Source organism: Photorhabdus sp. HUG-39 (assembly GCF_963878365.1).
Taxonomy (GTDB): domain Bacteria; phylum Pseudomonadota; class Gammaproteobacteria; order Enterobacterales; family Enterobacteriaceae; genus Photorhabdus; species Photorhabdus kayaii.
On the sequence record NZ_CAWNWY010000022.1, the window covers coordinates 46287 to 63362 of the forward strand.

Consider the following 17076-nt stretch of genomic DNA (forward strand, 5'->3'; position numbering starts at 1 on the left):
CAGTTAAAAAAACAGGTAACTGAGATAATTAGTTACCTGTTGTTATTTTTTAATCAAAAATAATTTCTCAATCTATCTCTTTAATTTCAAAACTGTGGGTAATTTCAACTGATTTCCCCAACATCAACGAAACAGAGCAATATTTTTCCGCGGAAAGCATGACTGCACGTTCAACCGCTTTATCTATTAAATCCTTACCCGTAACAATAAAATGCAGATTAATATGGGTGAACAAGCGTGGCGCTTCTTCACGACGGCGGGAAGTTAATTTTACTTCACAATCTCTGATGTCATATCTGCCTTTCTGCAAAATAGAAACGACATCAACCGTACTGCAACCACCGGCTGCTATTAATACCATTTCCATTGGACTCGGTGCCTTATCGCCGGCATTACCATCCATCATGATCTGATGACCGGAAGATGACTCCCCCAAAAGAGACAATCCTTCAACCCATTTTACCCGCGCTTGCATAAATACCTCTTAAGTCGTTCTTTGCATCCAAGCCTACTCTTTCAGTATTAAGCTAGCAATCTAATGAGCGGTTTATTATGCTGAAACAATACAAGACAAGACAGAAGCCTTTTCCTGTGTTAAAAACAGAAGTGCGCCAGGTATATATAGGTTAAGATCAATACCCTAGTGTTCAAATTTCAGATAACCTATATAAAACCCTTACCTGTCGGTTTTTCAACAAACTAATATGTTAAGCTAGTGTCTTTATAAGCCAGCCTGACGAGAAACTTTTAGATTCTCGTGTTATTTAGGCAGCGATAACAACAGAGGATGAAACGAATGGTTCTCGGCAAACCACAAACAGACCCCACTCTTGAATGGTTTTTGTCACACTGCCATATTCATAAATATCCATCTAAAAGTACGCTTATTCATCAAGGCGAAAAAGCAGAGACGCTTTACTACATCGTAAAAGGCTCTGTTGCGGTTTTGATTAAAGATGAAGAAGGCAAAGAGATGATCCTCTCCTATTTAAATCAGGGGGATTTCATTGGTGAACTTGGATTATTTGAAGAGGGGCAAGAGCGTACAGCCTGGGTACGGGCCAAAAGCGCCTGTGAAGTAGCTGAAATCTCCTATAAAAAATTCCGTCAACTGATTCAGGTAAACCCGGATATTTTGATGCGTTTATCTGCCCAAATGGCAAACCGTTTGCAAACAACTTCTGAGAAAGTCGGTAATCTGGCTTTCCTGGATGTTACCGGCCGGATTGCCCAAACTTTATTGAATCTGGCGAAACAACCAGATGCAATGACCCACCCGGATGGAATGCAAATCAAAATAACGCGTCAGGAAATTGGTCAGATTGTTGGCTGTTCCCGCGAAACGGTTGGTCGCATTCTGAAAATGCTAGAAGATCAAAACTTGATCTCTGCACACGGTAAAACTATTGTTGTTTACGGTACACGTTGATGCCTGATTAATCAGCGCATAATCCTGCGCTGATTTCTCTTGTATTTAATTACACCAACGGGTTAATTGCCTGCTCTAACCGCGCCATTCCTTGAGCAATCTCTTCCTCACTAATAATCAACGAAGGCGTGAAACGCAGTACATCACCCCCCGCACTCAACAACATTAAGCCATTTTCAGCCGCCAGTTGTAGAATATCTTTGGCTTTTCCCTGATACGGTGCTTTGAGTTCCGCACCAATCAGCAAACCCTTTCCTCGGATTTCACCAAATATCGCATGTTTCTGATTGATATCATTCAGAAAATTCACCATCAAATTATGGCGTTTTTCAACTCCTTCCAGAACTGTTGGTGTATTAATAATATCAAAAGCCGCATTTGCAACTGCACAAGCCAACGGATTACCGCCGTAAGTTGTACCGTGAGCTCCCGGCGTCATCGCTGAAGCAATATTCTCTGTCGTCAGCATAGCGCTAATAGGGAAGCCATTTCCCAATGCTTTTGCTGTGGTAATGATGTCCGGCGTAACATCATAATACATATAAGAAAATAGCTTACCGGTACGTCCCATCCCACTTTGCACTTCATCAAACACCAACAGCACCTGATGTTTATCGCAAAGCTCACGCAACCCACGAATAAATGCCGGTGCTGCCGGCGTGACTCCCCCTTCTCCCTGTACAGGCTCCAATACAACAGCACAAGTATGGTCATCTACGACGGCCTTCACTGCATCTAAATCATTAAAAGGCACATGAATAATATCCGCGGGTTTTGGCCCAAAACCATCAGCATATTTTGGCTGACCACCCACGGAAACAGTAAATAAGGTGCGACCATGAAAACCCTGATGAAATGCGATAATTTTGGTTTTATAGGGACTGTGACGCGTAATAGCATAGTGGCGAGCCAGTTTAAATGCCGCTTCATTCGCTTCTGCTCCTGAGTTGGCAAAAAATACCCGCTCAGCAAAAGTCGCATCAATTAGTTTCTGCGCCAGAATCAAAGCCGGTTCATTGGTAAAAATGTTACTGATATGCCAAAGTTTCTCCCCTTGCTGCTTCAAAACATCCACTAACGCAGGATGACAATGGCCCAAAGCCACAACAGCAATCCCTCCCGCAAAATCAATATACTCTTTCCCTTGCTGATCCCATACACGACTACCCTGCCCTCTCACCGGAATAAACTGCGCTGGTGAATAAATTGGCAACATAACTTGATCGTATGCGTTTCTATCTACTGCGGTATGCTCCTTCATTTTCCCACCCGTTTTCTATATACGCCATTCAAAAGTGAAATTATAATCACTAAATATGCATAAAAAATCAAAGATGGGCAAATGAAAAAGATGGATAAATGAAGAAATTATCGGTATCTGGTTAATATCTCAGAAAGTTGCTCAGCAACTGGTGACCTTGCTCACTGAGAATACTTTCAGGGTGGAACTGCACCCCTTCCAGCGGTAGAGTGCGATGACGAATGCCCATAATTTCATCGACATTGCCGTTATGCTGGCTCCATGCGGTGACTTCAAATGAGGCTGGTAATGTCTCTGCGGCAATGACCAATGAATGGTAACGAGTCGCGGTTAATGGCCGGTTAAGCCCTTTGAACACACCTTGCTGATTATGGTGAATAGCAGAAGTTTTCCCGTGCATCACTTCCCTGGCTTTTACCACGCTGGCACCAAACGCCTGCCCAATTGCCTGATGTCCAAGACAAACACCAAGAATCGGCAACTTATCCGAAAAATGAGAAATCGCAGCCAGAGAAATGCCAGCTTCATTTGGGGTACAAGGGCCTGGGGAAATCACCAGATGAGTGGGCATCAATCTCTCAATATCTTCAAGTTGCAGTTCATCATTACGCTTAACTAAAACATCCATACCCAATTCACAAAAATATTGATATAAGTTATATGTAAAAGAATCATAGTTATCTATTATTAGTAACATAGGAGTCTATCCTACTCATTTTTATCGCTGTATTTGTTGCCCTGCCACTCCTGCAATTTGTTTATCCTGCACAACTGGCTCCAGGTAAAACGGCCTCGCGACAACGGGGCGGCTATCATAGCACATCAATATTTGTAGCATAGTACAACAAAATCAATGGCTGTTTTTTCCTTAATCAACTTATCTCTCATACCCTACAAAACATATGCTCTATTTTGATATTCAATAAGTAAAGGTAATTGTTATGAAGACAAAACTGATTATAGCATCTCTTTTTTCACTGTCCTTCTCCACGCTGGCTGTTACTAAAACTGCTAACATTTTCTTCCCGGAAAAAGGGGTGGTTTGTGATAAAAAAGGAAAATATTGCGCTGATCAACAAGGGCTATCGCTAAAATTAACCGAAAGGTATTTAGGGAAAAGAGCCGCAGGACGCCTGAAAAAAGAGTTTGGTGATGGGCAATATATTGATTTTTCATCTTACACTTTAAGTAATGGGGTACACTGTGAGAGTAAAGAGAAAAAATGTTACAAAGACAGATATTATCCACGAACCGAAGTAAATAAAGAATTTACCCAAAAGATATATGAATAATGGCGAAACTGGCCTTCATTTAATGCAGGCCAGTTTGTTAATCTGATGAGAGTTAACCGGAAGACCAGAAACTGCCACAGCCAAAGTGAGAGGAAAAAATTAAGGAATAATCTCCGCCGACAGAATAACAACAGGTTTAACCGGTACATTCTGATATGGACCAACGTTTTCCGTTTTGACTTGAGAAATTTTATCCACAACATCCATGCCTTTTACAACCTTACCAAATACTGCATAACCAAAGTCACGCTGACCATGATCAAGGAAAGCATTATCCGCTACATTAATAAAAAATTGGCTGGTGGCGCTGTCTTTATCAGCGGTACGTGCCATAGAGATAGTTCCGCGTAAATTACGCAGTCCATTATCTGCCTCATTTTTAATAGCAGCTTTAGTCGCTTTTTGCTGCAAATCTTTGGTAAAACCACCACCTTGCACCATAAATCCAGGGATTACCCGATGGAAGATTGTATTGTTGTAATAACCCTCATTGACGTATTCAATAAAGTTTTTCGTTGTAATTGGAGCTTTCTGATTATTTAATTCCAGTTCAATATTACCCTCCGTTGTTGTCAGCTTCACGTGGATTTCTCCCACCGCCAAAGCCAGAGGCGCCATTGCGCTCAGAGAGCATGCAGTTACAAGTGCTACTAAAATACGTTTAAACATTCTGGGTTCCTATATTATTAAGGTCAACAACACAAACTGAATCAATTCTAATAATCTCTTCAACATCGTGCTTAATATTTACCTACATTTACGCTATCAATCGATAGGTACTTTGAAGAAAAATGTATCTTTTCAATAACAGGTTAGATTTTATTTCATAAACCGAGCGTCATCAGTAACAAAATAGCAAGCTTGGTTCAACCCATCAGAAATATGTCATTATTTTTAATCCTGTCAACCAACAGTGGCTATCGGTATAATCTTCTTTGCCATATATTCGGCGCATTTCTCAGGGAGATAATCATTTTGACCATCAAAAACCACAACTATCATATGACCCGTTTTATCACGAGCGCACCTGATATTCGCCATCTGCCTCAAGATATGGGCATTGAAGTCGCGTTTGCCGGTCGCTCAAATGCAGGTAAATCTAGCGCTCTGAATGCTCTGACGAAACAGAAAAGCCTCGCCCGTACCAGTAAAACGCCTGGCCGAACTCAACTCATCAATTTATTCGAAGTAGAAGAAGGTATTAGCCTGGTTGACTTACCGGGTTATGGCTATGCCGAAGTACCAGAAGAGATGAAACGCAAATGGCAAAAAGCATTGGGTGAATATCTGCAAAAACGTGAATGCCTGATCGGGCTGGTCGTACTGATGGATATCCGTCACCCATTGAAAGATCTTGATCAGCAGATGATCCAATGGGCAGTCGCAATGCAAGTACCGGTTATGGTGTTATTGACTAAAGCCGACAAACTGGCATCTGGCGCCCGTAAAAGTCAACTGAATAAGGTTCGTGACACCTTACTCGCGCTGAATGGGGATATTCAAGTGGAATATTTCTCAGCCCCGAAAAAAATCGGTATCGATAAACTACAACAGAAGCTGGATATATGGTTCAGCCAGAAAGCCGTTCAAGTTGAAAACCATAGTTAGTTGAAAACCATAGTTAATACAGTCTTTTTCATTCCCACCAATTAAATGCAGATGAAAAAAATGCCCCAGTCGAAATTGACTGGGGCAGCTAATATTCAGCTAAATCCGATTACGTGAAGTAAAAGGTCTGAAAGATAGAACATCTTACCTCTGTACCCTACGCCAATAACTCTACCCTATTTTATTTATTAGAAAAAGCCTTTTTGTAATTTATTTTCAGAAATTATCTCGATTCAGCCCAGAATTTTGCTCATTTTGACAACATTAAATGTAGTTTAATTACATATTTATGCGATCTGGATCTAAGATAGTGCTTCATCAGGTACAAATCACAATAATAACTCTCCATTAGAATGGGAAGAAAACGTCTATTTTTTCAGCCTTGCGAGCAAACGGCAAGAGAGTCGGCTGGGGAGGCGGAGATTTTGTAGCGCATGGTGAATATGACTAATGCATTATTGCACATGGCTTATAATCACTTAACATGTTAGATCGTCAAAGAGAGGAAAAACTTAACATACTGCGTTGGCATCAGGAAGAACCAATGTCCCAACGCAGTTGCTGATATTCTTAACTGTATTAGCTCAGCCTATCACTTATCAAACTGGCATATTAGTGCGCCTGATCCCAATTGTCACCGATACCTACATCTACTTTCAGTGGAACATCAAGCACCATACTCTTCTCCATCAATTCACGAATTTTCTGTTCTGCATATTCAAGTTGTGACTCATGGACTTCGAATACCAGCTCATCGTGAACCTGCATAATCATACGAACTTTCGGTTCTTCATTGATAATCCAGTCATCTACCGCAATCATCGCTTTTTTGATGATATCCGCCGCAGTTCCCTGCATTGGCGCATTAATAGCTTCACGCTCTGCTGCCTTACGGCGCATGGCATTGCGAGATTTGATATCTGACAGATAAAGACGACGGCCATCCAGCGTTTCAACGTAACCCTGCTCTTCCGCTTGTTTACGAGTACGCTCCATATACGCCAATACCCCCGGATAGCGCTCAAAATAGAGATCCATATAGCGTTGCGCTTCACCGCGAGGAATACCTAACTGACGGGAAAGACCAAATGCACTCATGCCATAGATCAAACCAAAGTTAATCGCCTTAGCACTACGGCGCTGCTCACTGGTTACCTGTTCCAGTGGCAAACCAAAGACTTCCGCCGCCGTTGCCCGGTGAATGTCTTGCCCCTCAGCAAAAGCTTTCAACAACCCTTGATCTTGAGATAAATGGGCCATTATCCGCAACTCAATCTGAGAATAGTCAGCGGCCATAATCCGGTAACTTTCAGGTGCCACAAATGCCTGACGAATGCGACGGCCCTCTTCATTACGGACAGGAATATTTTGCAAATTAGGATCACGTGAAGAAAGACGCCCAGTTGCCGTTACCGCTTGGTGGTAAGAAGTATGCACCCGTTTGGTCAGCGGATGGACCATCTGTGGTAATTTATCGGTGTAAGTAGATTTCAATTTTGCCAACCCACGATGCTCTAAGATCACTTTCGGCAATGCATGGGTATCTGCCAACTCTTCCAATACTTTTTCATTAGTGGATGGCGCACCATTTGGCGTTTTCTTTACCACCGGCAATTGCAATTTTTCAAACAATATCGTCTGTAACTGTTTTGGCGAAGCCAGATTGAAAACCTCACCTGCCAATTCATGTGCTTCTTTTTCCAACTCATCCAGACGGACGGTGATCTCTTTTGAATGCTCAGCCAAAATATTTGCATCAATTAGCACACCTGTACGTTCCATACGGGAAAGCACCATGACCAATGGCATTTCTGTATTCAGAAATACCTTTTCTAGCGTCGGCGCTTTCTCCAATTGCGGCCACATAACCTGATGCAGCAATAAAGTGACATCTGCATCTTCTGCGGCGTACATTGCGGCCTGCTCTACCGGGACCTGATTAAAAGTGAGCTGATTTTTACCTTTACCAGCAATCTCTTCAAAAGTCGTGGTCTTATGATTCAGATGACGTTCAGCCAAACTATCCATATCATGCCGACCCATACCTGCAACACTATTAAGTATGTAAGATTCCAGCATGGTATCGTAAGCAATGCCTTGCAGTTCAATGCCGTAACGCGCCAACACACCACGATCAAACTTAATATTCTGACCAATTTTCAGCAGGCTACTATCTTCAAGTAGCGGTTTTAATGCAGCCAACACAACTTCTCTGTCAAGTTGTTCAGGCGCCCCCAGATAGTCATGGCCTAGCGGTAGATAAGCCGCATCGCCGGCAGAAATTGCAAATGACACCCCCACCAGATTAGCAGTCAAAGTATCAAGGCTGTCAGTTTCAGTATCAAAAGCAAAAACAGGCGCTTTTTTCAACTTCTCAATCCACTCATCAAAGCGTTGCTGATCAAGAATAGTCTGATAATTATCAGAAGAGAGTGTGGCCGCAACAGATTTATCTTCCGTCGGAGATGATTCATCATTACCAGTGGATACCGGTTTTTTGCCTTTCTCTGCCAGCCAATCGCCGTTTGCCACATCACTTAACCAGCGTTTGAACTCATAACGAGAAAACAACTGATGCAGTTTCTCCGTATCAGGCTCTTTGACTGACAAAGCAACACAGGTTTTATCCAACTCAACATCTGTTTTGATAGTTGCCAGTTTATAGGAGAGATAAGCGACATCTTTATGCTGCACCATCTTATCCGCCAGCGTTTTCGCCCCACGGAAACTGAGCCCGGCAATTTTATCCAAATTGGCAAAGATATCATCCATGCCACCAATCCCTTGCAGTAATCCCAGTGCGGTTTTTTCTCCCACCCCAGGTACGCCAGGAATATTGTCAGAAGAGTCTCCCATCAATGCCAGAAAATCGATAATCAGATCTGGCGGCACACCATACTTTTCAACGACGTCTTCCGGCCCCAAAATGGTGTTATTCATGGTATTGATAAGCGTGATATTTGGAGTGACCAGTTGCGCCATATCTTTATCGCCAGTGCTGATAAGTACTGCACGCCCCTCTTTTTCTGCCTGTAACGCCAAAGTCCCGATAACATCATCAGCTTCTACTCCTGGCACCACCAGCAATGGTAATCCCATAGCTTCGACCATCTGATGTAGCGGTTCTATTTGAGTACGCAGATCATCCGGCATAGGAGGACGATGAGACTTATACTCAGCGAACAACTCATCACGAAAAGTTTTGCCTTTAGCATCAAATATCACCGCGACATGGCTTGGTTTGTACTGCATTATCAAGCTGCGTAGCATATTCAATACACCATACATTGCTCCGGTCGGCTCTCCTGCGCTATTTGTCAGCGGAGGGAAAGCATGATAAGCACGATAAAGGTATGAGGAGCCATCAACCAAAATCAGGGGATTGTCTGCTATCTGAGCCATAAATATTCTTTATTATCTGTATCTGTTACGGGTGTATAAGGAAATAGGATGCCACAGCAAGAAGTAGGAAACGAATTTTATGTGAATTTTCTTTACTGAAACCCGATTCAGATATTCACATCCTGCTATAAATTCTGTGGATAACTTTGTGCATAGATATTACAAGTTTTATTTAGGTATCGATAGTTGATAAAAAAAACTTATCAACCTCAGGTAAAAAATCAATGACTTATAATCTTAGTCATTAAACTGTCATATTTCCTTATAGATCACAGAGTTGTGGATATAACCCGAGTTTGTCTTACAAAAAAGTCTTTCTGACACGCATTGTGCCAAAGGTTCTCACTCCGGCACATGCTTATGTCATTCTATTTCAGTGTCATCTTTTCCTCCAAGAGAAGGGGTATTCCCGCCGATAGTTGTAATGTGTTTAGCAACAGTGATAAGCCCGCCAGAATGGCCAGTGTGCTTTCTCGTTTTCGTTTCTGCTGACGCCCGGAATGATCATTCCACTACAATCGGCCTGGTTTTGATAACTCAACCTGAGGTTGGAAAGACGGTATCTTATGATTTCAGTTTCTATGCTCATTTGTGTAATAGTTGGTGGGTAGGCCGTTTGTGATGTAACTTACTTTTGTCTTACCAGAAGTTATTCGATTTCAATGTCAATTCTTGCTTTTTTATGTCCTTTATATAAGCACATTAGTAGTGTTAAATATGAATGAAAACGAGATTTACAGACGCATAAAGCTTGCTTTTGACAAAGCGCCAAGAAACCAGTTTACGGTTGAGTTACATTTGCAAATGCTCAAGCATGCCGACGAATTAAAACACATTACAGCGAGGGAGCTTTGTGAAGGTGTAAGTCTTCACCCAAGCTTCGGCGCGGAGTTTAGTAAAATGCGTAATTTGACCCCTCATCTTAAAGCTGCTGGTCTTGACACGAATCTTCTTTAACAAAATATTTTTGGAAGGGGGTATTAATGGGTGACGATACTTTTGAATATGGCAGCCGGTGGCTCAAGACGGATTTTCACCTCCATACCTGTGCGGATAAAGAGTTCAAATACACGGGTGCAGATAACGACTACGTAAATCAATACGTACATTCGCTAAAAGATGCCGGTATTGGCCTTGGTGTGATTACCAACCATAACAAATTCGATATGCCTGAATTTAAGAGTCTGCGCAAAAAGGCCCAAAAATCCGGCATTGGTTTACTGCCCGGTATTGAACTCTCGGTAAAAGATGGGAAAGCGGGTGTACATACCCTAGTGGTGTTTTCCGATGAGTGGATAAGTAACAAGGAGCAAAAAAATTATATCCAGGACTTTCTCAATGTGACCTTTGCCAAGCAAGCTAATTTTAAGCAGGAAAATGAGTGTTCGAATCACGATATTCTCGAAACCATTAAAACTTTGGATGGTTATCACAAAGACTACTTTTTAGTTTTTGCTCATGTGGAAGCACCCAACGGTTTATGGGGTAGTTTAACGCCAGGCCGGATAAAAGAACTTTTCGACAATGCTTCTGTTCGATGCAGAGCTTTGGCATTCCAAAAGGTTCGCACCCGAGATGAGCGCTCTAAGATCCAGCAAGCACTGGGTGACTTATATCCTGCCGAAGTGGAAGGTTGCGACGCCAAGAACCTTGCCGATATGTCGGCCAGAAAGGAAAGCAGTTATCTCAAACTCGGCGCGTTCAGCTTTGAGGCTGTAAAATTTGCCTTGCGGGATAAGAGATCCCGTGTACAAGCTGAGCCACCTATCTATCGCCATTCGTTTATTCGTAAAATCAGTTTTGAAGGTGTGGGCACCTTGGGTGGCACTGAAATCTGTCTATCACCGGAACTGAATACTCTGATTGGTATTCGTGGCAGTGGCAAATCTTCCGTATTGGAAGGCATTCGCTATGCCCTGAATATCCCGTTTGGCGATAAGTCCTCTGATGTTGAATACAAAGAAGGTTTAGTAAAGCATCTGCTATGCAGTGGCGGAAAGATCACTATCGACGCGATTGACCGGCGAGGCCAGCTTTACCAAATACGTCGTATATTAGGTGAACGTCCTGATGTATATGTTAACGGGCAATTACAGCCGGGTGTGTCGATTCGAGAAACCGTCCTACATCAACCCATTTACTTTGGTCAAAAAGACCTGTCGAGCACTGGCGCTGGGTTTGAAAAAGACCTCATTGAAAAGCTGGTTGGGGAAGCTTTAATTCCTGTTCGCCAAAAGATAGAGCAAGGCCGTCAGCGCGTAGTGGATGCTATTGATCAAATTAAACGTTTAACCCGTGATGCCTTGCAGAAACAAGAGTGGCTGCAAAAAAAGCAGGATGTCGAATTTAAGTTAAGGTTTTACCAACAACACGGCGTAGAAGCCAAACTGCAAAAGCAGATTGATTTTGATCGGGATGAGCGCAAAGCGCAGCAGGTGATCCAAGGGGCACAGCATTATCTGACTGAGCTAAACAGCTTTATTGCCAGTTTTGAAGATGAACTGAAAAACCAAATTCTGTATAAGTCAGCACAGAATCAGCCTTTTTTTGATGACTTTTTTGCGGTCTATCAACAGTTGCTCACTGGCTTTGATGAAATTAAGCAAGTGGCTGGAAGTGACCAAGCGACAGTTCAGCAATTGCAGCAAAAGTTGGCGAGCTTTCAACAACAAAAACAAGCGCTGAAAGAAGAATTTGCAGAAATCGAGCGCAAGTTAGCCAGTAAATTTCAACAAGCGGGTGCACAAGCAATCAGTCCGCAAGAGTTTAAGCAGCTTAAAAGTCTGCTCGATCAGGCTGAGCAAATGCTGGCTGTATTGGCCAAGAGTGAGCAGCAATATGCGGAATTGAATCAAGGAGTTGAACGGGAATTGGTTCAACTGAATAGCCTTTGGTTTGAAGAATACTGCGCTATTGAGCAAGTGCTGAATAAAATCAATCGAGTGGATTCGCCGTTAAAAATTGTGCCGAAATTTAAAGATAACAAAGCGGCCATGCTCAAGCATATTCAAGATTTGTACCGCGGTAGCCGTATTCGAGAAGCTACATTGCAAACAGTGGTGGACGAGTTCAGCGATTTTGGTGCGGCATGGAGAGAAAAGGATAAGTTGAAATTGCTGGTTGGTGGTTCATTCGATACCTTCTGGCAGTATTTTGAAGATAATCTAGACGCTTTGCTGACTTGGCAGGTGCCAAATATTTTCACCATTGAATACCATGGTAAGGCTCTGGCTCATCATTCATTAGGGCAGCGCGCATCTGCATTAATACTGTTTGTTCTAAGCCAACAAGAAAATGATGTTGTGATCATCGATCAGCCAGAAGACGACTTGGATAACCAGACTATCTATGACGATGTTATCAAGCTCATTCGTGAGTTAAAGCCAAAAACGCAGTTCGTCTTTGCCACTCATAACGCCAACATTCCAGTGTTAGGCGATGCTGAGCAGGTCATCGCCTGTGAATATCAGGATGATCATATTGATATTGTCAGTGGCAGCATTGACTGCGCGGATGTTCAGCAGCGTATAGTCGGTATTATGGAAGGCGGTGCAGAAGCCTTCGAGAAACGTAAACAGGTATATGAAGCATGGAAACCCAAGAGCTCTTAGCAATAATTGCACGTGATGAAGATAGCCGTCATCATTAAAGCAGACGTCAACAATGCATCTTCGTTGGGTGCCGAAATGGTAGCGTTTTCCAATGGTACTGGAGGCTTAATTCTCATTGGTGTTAACAATGGCGATGGGTCTCGATCTGGATTGACGAGAGAAGATATCGGTCGAATTAATCAAGTCATAGCGAATGCTGCTACAAATAATGTTCGCCCCCCAATAAATCCTGTTACGGAAAACATTCAACTCCCCGATGGCTTGGTCATTGCAGTACATATAGAGCAAGGCATCAGTAAACCTTATATGGATACTCAGGGCTATGTTTGGGTGAAAAATGGTTCTGATAAGCGAAGGGTGACCGCTCGCGAAGAGTTGCAGCGAATGTTTCAGGAGGCGGCACTGATTCATGCAGATGAGACACCGGTAAGTGGTACGTCAGTAGCCGACATCGATCAAGAGTTCTTTGATTCTTTTTTTGAGGGGGAATACGGCGAGAGGGTTGAGGAACAAGGTGTATCTCGCTCTCAGCTTTTAGAGAATATGAATTTGGCTAAAAATGGTCAGTTGAATATTTGTGGTACTTTGTTGTTTGCATCGCGGCCTCAGATTCGCCTTCCTGTTTTTATCGTAAAGGCTGTTGCCTTCCCCGGCGTGGATATTGAAGATGAGCACTATATTGATAGTCAAGATATCAATGGCAAGCTGTCGGATGTGTTCCAAAAGGTGCTGGGGTTTGTATTGGCAAATATCCGACATATTCAAAATAAGCAAAGCTTTAACTCACTTGGCGAGCCTGAAATCCCGAGGATTGTTTTAGAAGAACTGATTTCCAATGCGCTTATTCATCGCGATTACTTTGTGTCAGCCCCCGTTAAAGTGCTGGTTTTTGCAGATCGAATTGAAATTATTAGCCCCGGCCATTTACCCAATAATTTAACCATTGAGAACATCAAGATGGGGAACTCAAATATTCGCAACCCAATCTTGGCTTCATTTGCTTCTAAGGTATTGCCATACAGAGGCTTGGGAAGTGGTATTAAACGTGCAATCAAAGCATACCCAGATATTGAATTGATTGATAATAGGGAGGGGAATACATTCAAGGCTATCATTAGCCGAATGTTACCCAATGAGTGACGCCAAATCACTCCACTGAATATTTTCCGCCTGTATTTTGTGACGAAAACTGGCAGTAGAAAAAGCAGAAATTCGGCACCTGAGCAATCAGACTGTTATCCACTAAGAGGAATCCCCCTCCTGAGTCACGGAGTGCGAAGGTGGGGGAGGATGTCGAAGTATTACTTCTGATTTAACAAGAAGTTAACAACGTCTGAATAGGATTTCGCATAGTTATCAGCAGAAGTGGCATCAATACCGTCATTTTTCACCATATACTTGCCATTAACAAACATTGCCGGTACACCTCGCAGTTGCAAATCTTGAGCGGCTTTTTGCTGCTTAACAACTAAGGATTTCACCACAAAACTACTCATGGCAGCATCATAATCCTCAGCCGTCACCCCGGCTTTGATAAAAGCATTGCGAATATCATTCGGAGTCTTAATAGCCAGTGTTTTCTGAATACCCTCAAACAGTACCGGGGTCACTTTGTCTTCAACACCCATTGCCATTGCCGCAGCCCAAGCAGTAGTCAATTCTTTACCCAGTGGCCCTAAAAAATCCACATGATAACGAACAAGTTTTGTCCCTTCCGGTAAATGCTGCTTCACCGTCTGAGGAACTTTAAAAATCTCTTCAAACTGATAACAATGGGGACAATAGAAAGAGAAGAATTCTAGCACCGGTGGTTGATCCGCCACCGGAGATTTCAATTCAACATACTGTTTTCCTTCGGTAAAATTGGCGGCAGATGCGCTAAATGCCATCACCATTCCGACTAAAGCTAACCACAACTTCTTCATAACTATCTCCATGATAAACATTAATACATCGGGTTAAGCTGCAAAGGTGATCCCTGTAGCAACTTAATCTGCTCAGAAAAAAGTGACGTCTGTTTTAACCAAAAATCGGTATCTGTCATCCAAGGAAATGCTTTGGGGAAAGCAGGATCCTGCCAACGTCGGGTAACCCATGCCAAATAATAGATCATCCGCATAGCACGCAATGGTTCTATCAATGGCAATTCCTTCGGATCAAAATCTGCAAATTCACTATAGGCTTCCAACAGTGTATCTAACTGCAATAGCTGTTCCTGACGAGAGCCATGAAGCAACATCCATAAATCCTGAATTGCTGGGCCGTTACGCGCATCATCAAGGTCAACAAACCAAGCTTCGTCACGCCACAAGATATTACCCGGATGGCAGTCACCATGAAGCCTCAATATTTGCCAATCATCGCGCCAATTTGATACTACGACATTTATCAAATCATCCAATACCGCCAAAAATTGCCTTCTCTGCCCCGCAGGAACCAATTCACATGCAGCCAAATCCTGTCGTGGTTGATGCAGATACTCATTTAACCCAATAGTTGGGCGAGAAGTGAATTTCTGCCGGCGGCCAATCTGATGAATTCTCCCTAGCAAACGCCCTACATCTTCTAATTGAAAGAGATTATCGGATTCATACTGACGCCCTCCAATGCTTGGAAAAACAGCAAAAAAGAAATCTTTAAAAGTCAGTAAAGTTTGCTTATTAAATACCAAAGGTGCCGCAACAGGTAAATCAGCTTGTTGTATCGCCAAAGCAAAATCATGCTCTTCCTGAATCTGCTGCTGATCCCAACGTAGTGGCCGGTAAAACTTCACAACATAACGTTTACGATCTTCATCTATAAACTGATAAACACGGTTCTCATAACTGTTTAACTCTGTCAGCCCGGAATCGACATACAGCCCGGTCTGCACCAATGCATCCATAATCAAATCCGGTGTTAATTCCCGGAAATTAAAAGCAGACTGGTTTGTTAGCACATTCTATTCTCTTGATTAATCTGTAATAACGGCTATACCCGTCATCTTTCAAGTTGCCTCTTTGTTGGCTGCACTCACTCACCCCGGTCACATAGTTACCTATGCTCCCGGGGATTCGCTCCTTTGCCGTCGCGATGCATCTTGAAATCCATAGGGTTATATACAAATTAACAGGGATGACCACATAGAAAAAGGATTGCTCTGTCAATAAGCGTAAAGATGACCCTTTTATCAGCACGTTATCTGGTGAGCTTATTTTAAAAATGCTCAGTTAAACCCAAATAATCAAGCTGAAAAGCAGTTATTATTAGTGGTAATAACTACCTCAGTTGATAACTTGAACATTATGCAACCAAAAATAAGCGGCGCAATCCTTGCTGGAGGTCGCGCCACCCGTATGGGCGGCAATGATAAAGGGTTAATTTTTTTAAATAAAAAACCACTGTACCAACATATTGCGGATAAGCTATTTCCACAAGTAGATGAATTAATTATCAACGCGAACCGCAATCTGGATATTTACCGACAAAGTGGTTATCAAATTGTTCCAGATTTAACACCAGACTTCTCTGGCCCCCTTTCAGGCATACTGACAGCCCTAAAATCAGCTAGTTACGATTGGGTTATATTTGTTCCTTGTGATGTACCAAATCTCCCTACTGATTTAGTCATTCGCTTATGGCAGGGAAAACAGCAAGCATTGGCAGCCTATGTAAATGATGGCAACCGGGCTCACCCTACCATCGCTTTACTACACCGCAGTCTGACTTCTCAATTAGAAAATTATTTGGCTAACGGTGATCGCAAATTAATACTGTTTATGCATAAGATCAGAGCGATCGCCGTTCAATTTGATGATAATCCCATCGTCTTTACTAATCTGAATACACCGGAAGATTGCCAACATTGGGAGCATATACAGGAGATCAAAAAATGAGTACCAAACCGCTTCCGCTACTAGGTATTACAGCCTATAGCGGAACAGGAAAAACCACACTTCTCAAACAAGTGATTCCACTATTACGTCAACGGCAAATCCGGGTTGGTCTGATAAAACACACTCATCACGATATGGATGTGGATAAACCGGGCAAAGACAGTTATGAACTGCGCAAAGCCGGTGCAGAACAAACTCTGGTTGCCAACCAACAACGCTGGGCGTTAATGACAGAAACGCCAGATTTGATGAAAGTAGATTTGAACTATCTTGCCAGCCGTTTTGATCTAAATTTACTGGATTTGATTCTAGTGGAAGGTTTTAAAGATGAGCCAATCAACAAGATCGTTCTATACCGCAACACTCTTAACCACCGATTAAGCGATCTTCTTGATCAACATGTGATTGCTGTTGCCAGTGATGAAAAATTGGAGACTATTTTGCCACAATTGAATATCAATCAACCTGAACAGGTAGCTGATTTTATTGTCGAATGGCTGAATATGGAACGTTAAGTCACTTCCGCCTGCGCCCAGTCATGTGAAAACTCCCGAAACACAGGCAGAAGACCAAAAACAACTATTGATAAGGGAATAAT

At 42.6% G+C, this 17076-nt stretch carries 17 protein-coding genes; 8 read left to right on the forward strand and 9 right to left on the reverse strand.

Features of this window, described 5'->3' with window-relative positions:
• Positions 1-67 precede the first annotated feature (67 nt).
• Positions 68-475 carry an OsmC family protein gene (locus AAC155_RS14890; RefSeq protein WP_113043113.1) on the reverse strand — a complete coding sequence of 136 codons (408 nt, stop codon included), beginning with the start codon at positions 473-475 and terminating at the stop codon, positions 68-70.
• A 321-nt stretch (positions 476-796) separates the two neighbouring features.
• On the opposite strand from AAC155_RS14890, the gene crp reads away from it, so the two are divergent.
• Complete coding sequence (gene crp / locus AAC155_RS14895) at positions 797-1429, forward strand: cAMP-activated global transcriptional regulator CRP (protein WP_010848517.1); 633 nt, start codon at positions 797-799, stop codon at positions 1427-1429.
• A 49-nt stretch (positions 1430-1478) separates the two neighbouring features.
• Here the strand turns inward: crp and argD are convergent, their stop codons facing one another.
• Both argD and AAC155_RS14905 read right to left on the reverse strand, forming a co-directional pair.
• Positions 1479-2690, reverse strand: a complete 1212-nt coding sequence (argD, locus tag AAC155_RS14900) for a bifunctional acetylornithine/succinyldiaminopimelate transaminase (protein WP_113043114.1) — start codon at positions 2688-2690, stop codon at positions 1479-1481.
• Between the two features lie 121 nt (positions 2691-2811).
• A complete protein-coding gene (locus AAC155_RS14905) occupies positions 2812-3387 on the reverse strand; it encodes an aminodeoxychorismate synthase component II (RefSeq protein ID WP_113043115.1) in 576 nt (191 codons plus the stop codon).
• Between the two features lie 244 nt (positions 3388-3631).
• Here AAC155_RS14905 and AAC155_RS14910 point away from each other — a divergent pair, with 244 nt between their 5' ends.
• Positions 3632-3982 carry a YcgJ family protein gene (locus AAC155_RS14910; protein WP_112895451.1) on the forward strand — a complete coding sequence of 117 codons (351 nt, stop codon included), beginning with the start codon at positions 3632-3634 and terminating at the stop codon, positions 3980-3982.
• A gap of 99 nt (positions 3983-4081) precedes the next feature.
• Here the strand turns inward: AAC155_RS14910 and ppiA are convergent, their stop codons facing one another.
• On the reverse strand, positions 4082-4651 hold the full coding sequence (gene ppiA, locus AAC155_RS14915; protein WP_112895450.1) for a peptidylprolyl isomerase A: 570 nt from the start codon (positions 4649-4651) through the stop codon (positions 4082-4084).
• Between the two features lie 306 nt (positions 4652-4957).
• On the opposite strand from ppiA, the gene yihA reads away from it, so the two are divergent.
• A complete protein-coding gene (yihA, locus tag AAC155_RS14920; protein ID WP_112878135.1) occupies positions 4958-5590 on the forward strand; it encodes a ribosome biogenesis GTP-binding protein YihA/YsxC in 633 nt (210 codons plus the stop codon).
• A gap of 95 nt (positions 5591-5685) precedes the next feature.
• Here yihA and AAC155_RS24530 read toward each other — a convergent pair whose 3' ends face one another.
• Positions 5686-5733 (reverse strand): hypothetical protein, encoded by a 48-nt coding sequence (locus tag AAC155_RS24530; protein ID WP_438361642.1) that lies wholly within the window; start codon positions 5731-5733, stop codon positions 5686-5688.
• 469 nt (positions 5734-6202) lie between these two features.
• On the reverse strand, positions 6203-8992 hold the full coding sequence (gene polA, locus AAC155_RS14925; protein WP_113043116.1) for a DNA polymerase I: 2790 nt from the start codon (positions 8990-8992) through the stop codon (positions 6203-6205).
• A gap of 717 nt (positions 8993-9709) precedes the next feature.
• Here polA and AAC155_RS14930 point away from each other — a divergent pair.
• The 3 genes from AAC155_RS14930 to AAC155_RS14940 are packed head-to-tail and all read left to right on the forward strand — an operon-like array spanning position 9710 to position 13743.
• A complete protein-coding gene (locus tag AAC155_RS14930; RefSeq protein ID WP_113043117.1) occupies positions 9710-9949 on the forward strand; it encodes an HTH-like domain-containing protein in 240 nt (79 codons plus the stop codon).
• Positions 9950-9975: 26 nt separating this feature from the next.
• Positions 9976-12603 (forward strand): TrlF family AAA-like ATPase, encoded by a 2628-nt coding sequence (locus tag AAC155_RS14935; RefSeq protein WP_113043118.1) that lies wholly within the window; start codon positions 9976-9978, stop codon positions 12601-12603.
• 15 nt (positions 12604-12618) lie between these two features.
• Complete coding sequence (locus tag AAC155_RS14940) at positions 12619-13743, forward strand: RNA-binding domain-containing protein (protein ID WP_113043119.1); 1125 nt, start codon at positions 12619-12621, stop codon at positions 13741-13743.
• Positions 13744-13904: 161 nt separating this feature from the next.
• On the opposite strand, the gene dsbA is transcribed toward AAC155_RS14940, so the two are convergent.
• From dsbA to AAC155_RS14955, 3 genes are read right to left on the reverse strand one after another with little or no spacing between them, the layout of a single operon-like run.
• Positions 13905-14528: a thiol:disulfide interchange protein DsbA gene (dsbA, locus tag AAC155_RS14945; protein WP_113043120.1), complete on the reverse strand. Its 624-nt coding sequence runs from the start codon at positions 14526-14528 to the stop codon at positions 13905-13907.
• Between the two features lie 20 nt (positions 14529-14548).
• Positions 14549-15487: a serine/threonine protein kinase gene (locus AAC155_RS14950; protein WP_223121452.1), complete on the reverse strand. Its 939-nt coding sequence runs from the start codon at positions 15485-15487 to the stop codon at positions 14549-14551.
• 28 nt (positions 15488-15515) lie between these two features.
• Entirely contained in the window at positions 15516-15749 is a 234-nt protein-coding gene (locus AAC155_RS14955; protein ID WP_158536577.1) for a hypothetical protein, read from the reverse strand.
• Positions 15750-15887: 138 nt separating this feature from the next.
• Between AAC155_RS14955 and mobA the strand changes: the two genes are divergently transcribed.
• On the forward strand, positions 15888-16478 hold the full coding sequence (gene mobA / locus AAC155_RS14960; RefSeq protein WP_191214884.1) for a molybdenum cofactor guanylyltransferase MobA: 591 nt from the start codon (positions 15888-15890) through the stop codon (positions 16476-16478).
• A complete protein-coding gene (gene mobB / locus AAC155_RS14965) occupies positions 16475-16993 on the forward strand; it encodes a molybdopterin-guanine dinucleotide biosynthesis protein MobB (protein ID WP_113043122.1) in 519 nt (172 codons plus the stop codon). The genes mobA and mobB overlap by 4 nt, the downstream gene beginning before the upstream one ends.
• Positions 16994-17076 lie beyond the last annotated feature (83 nt).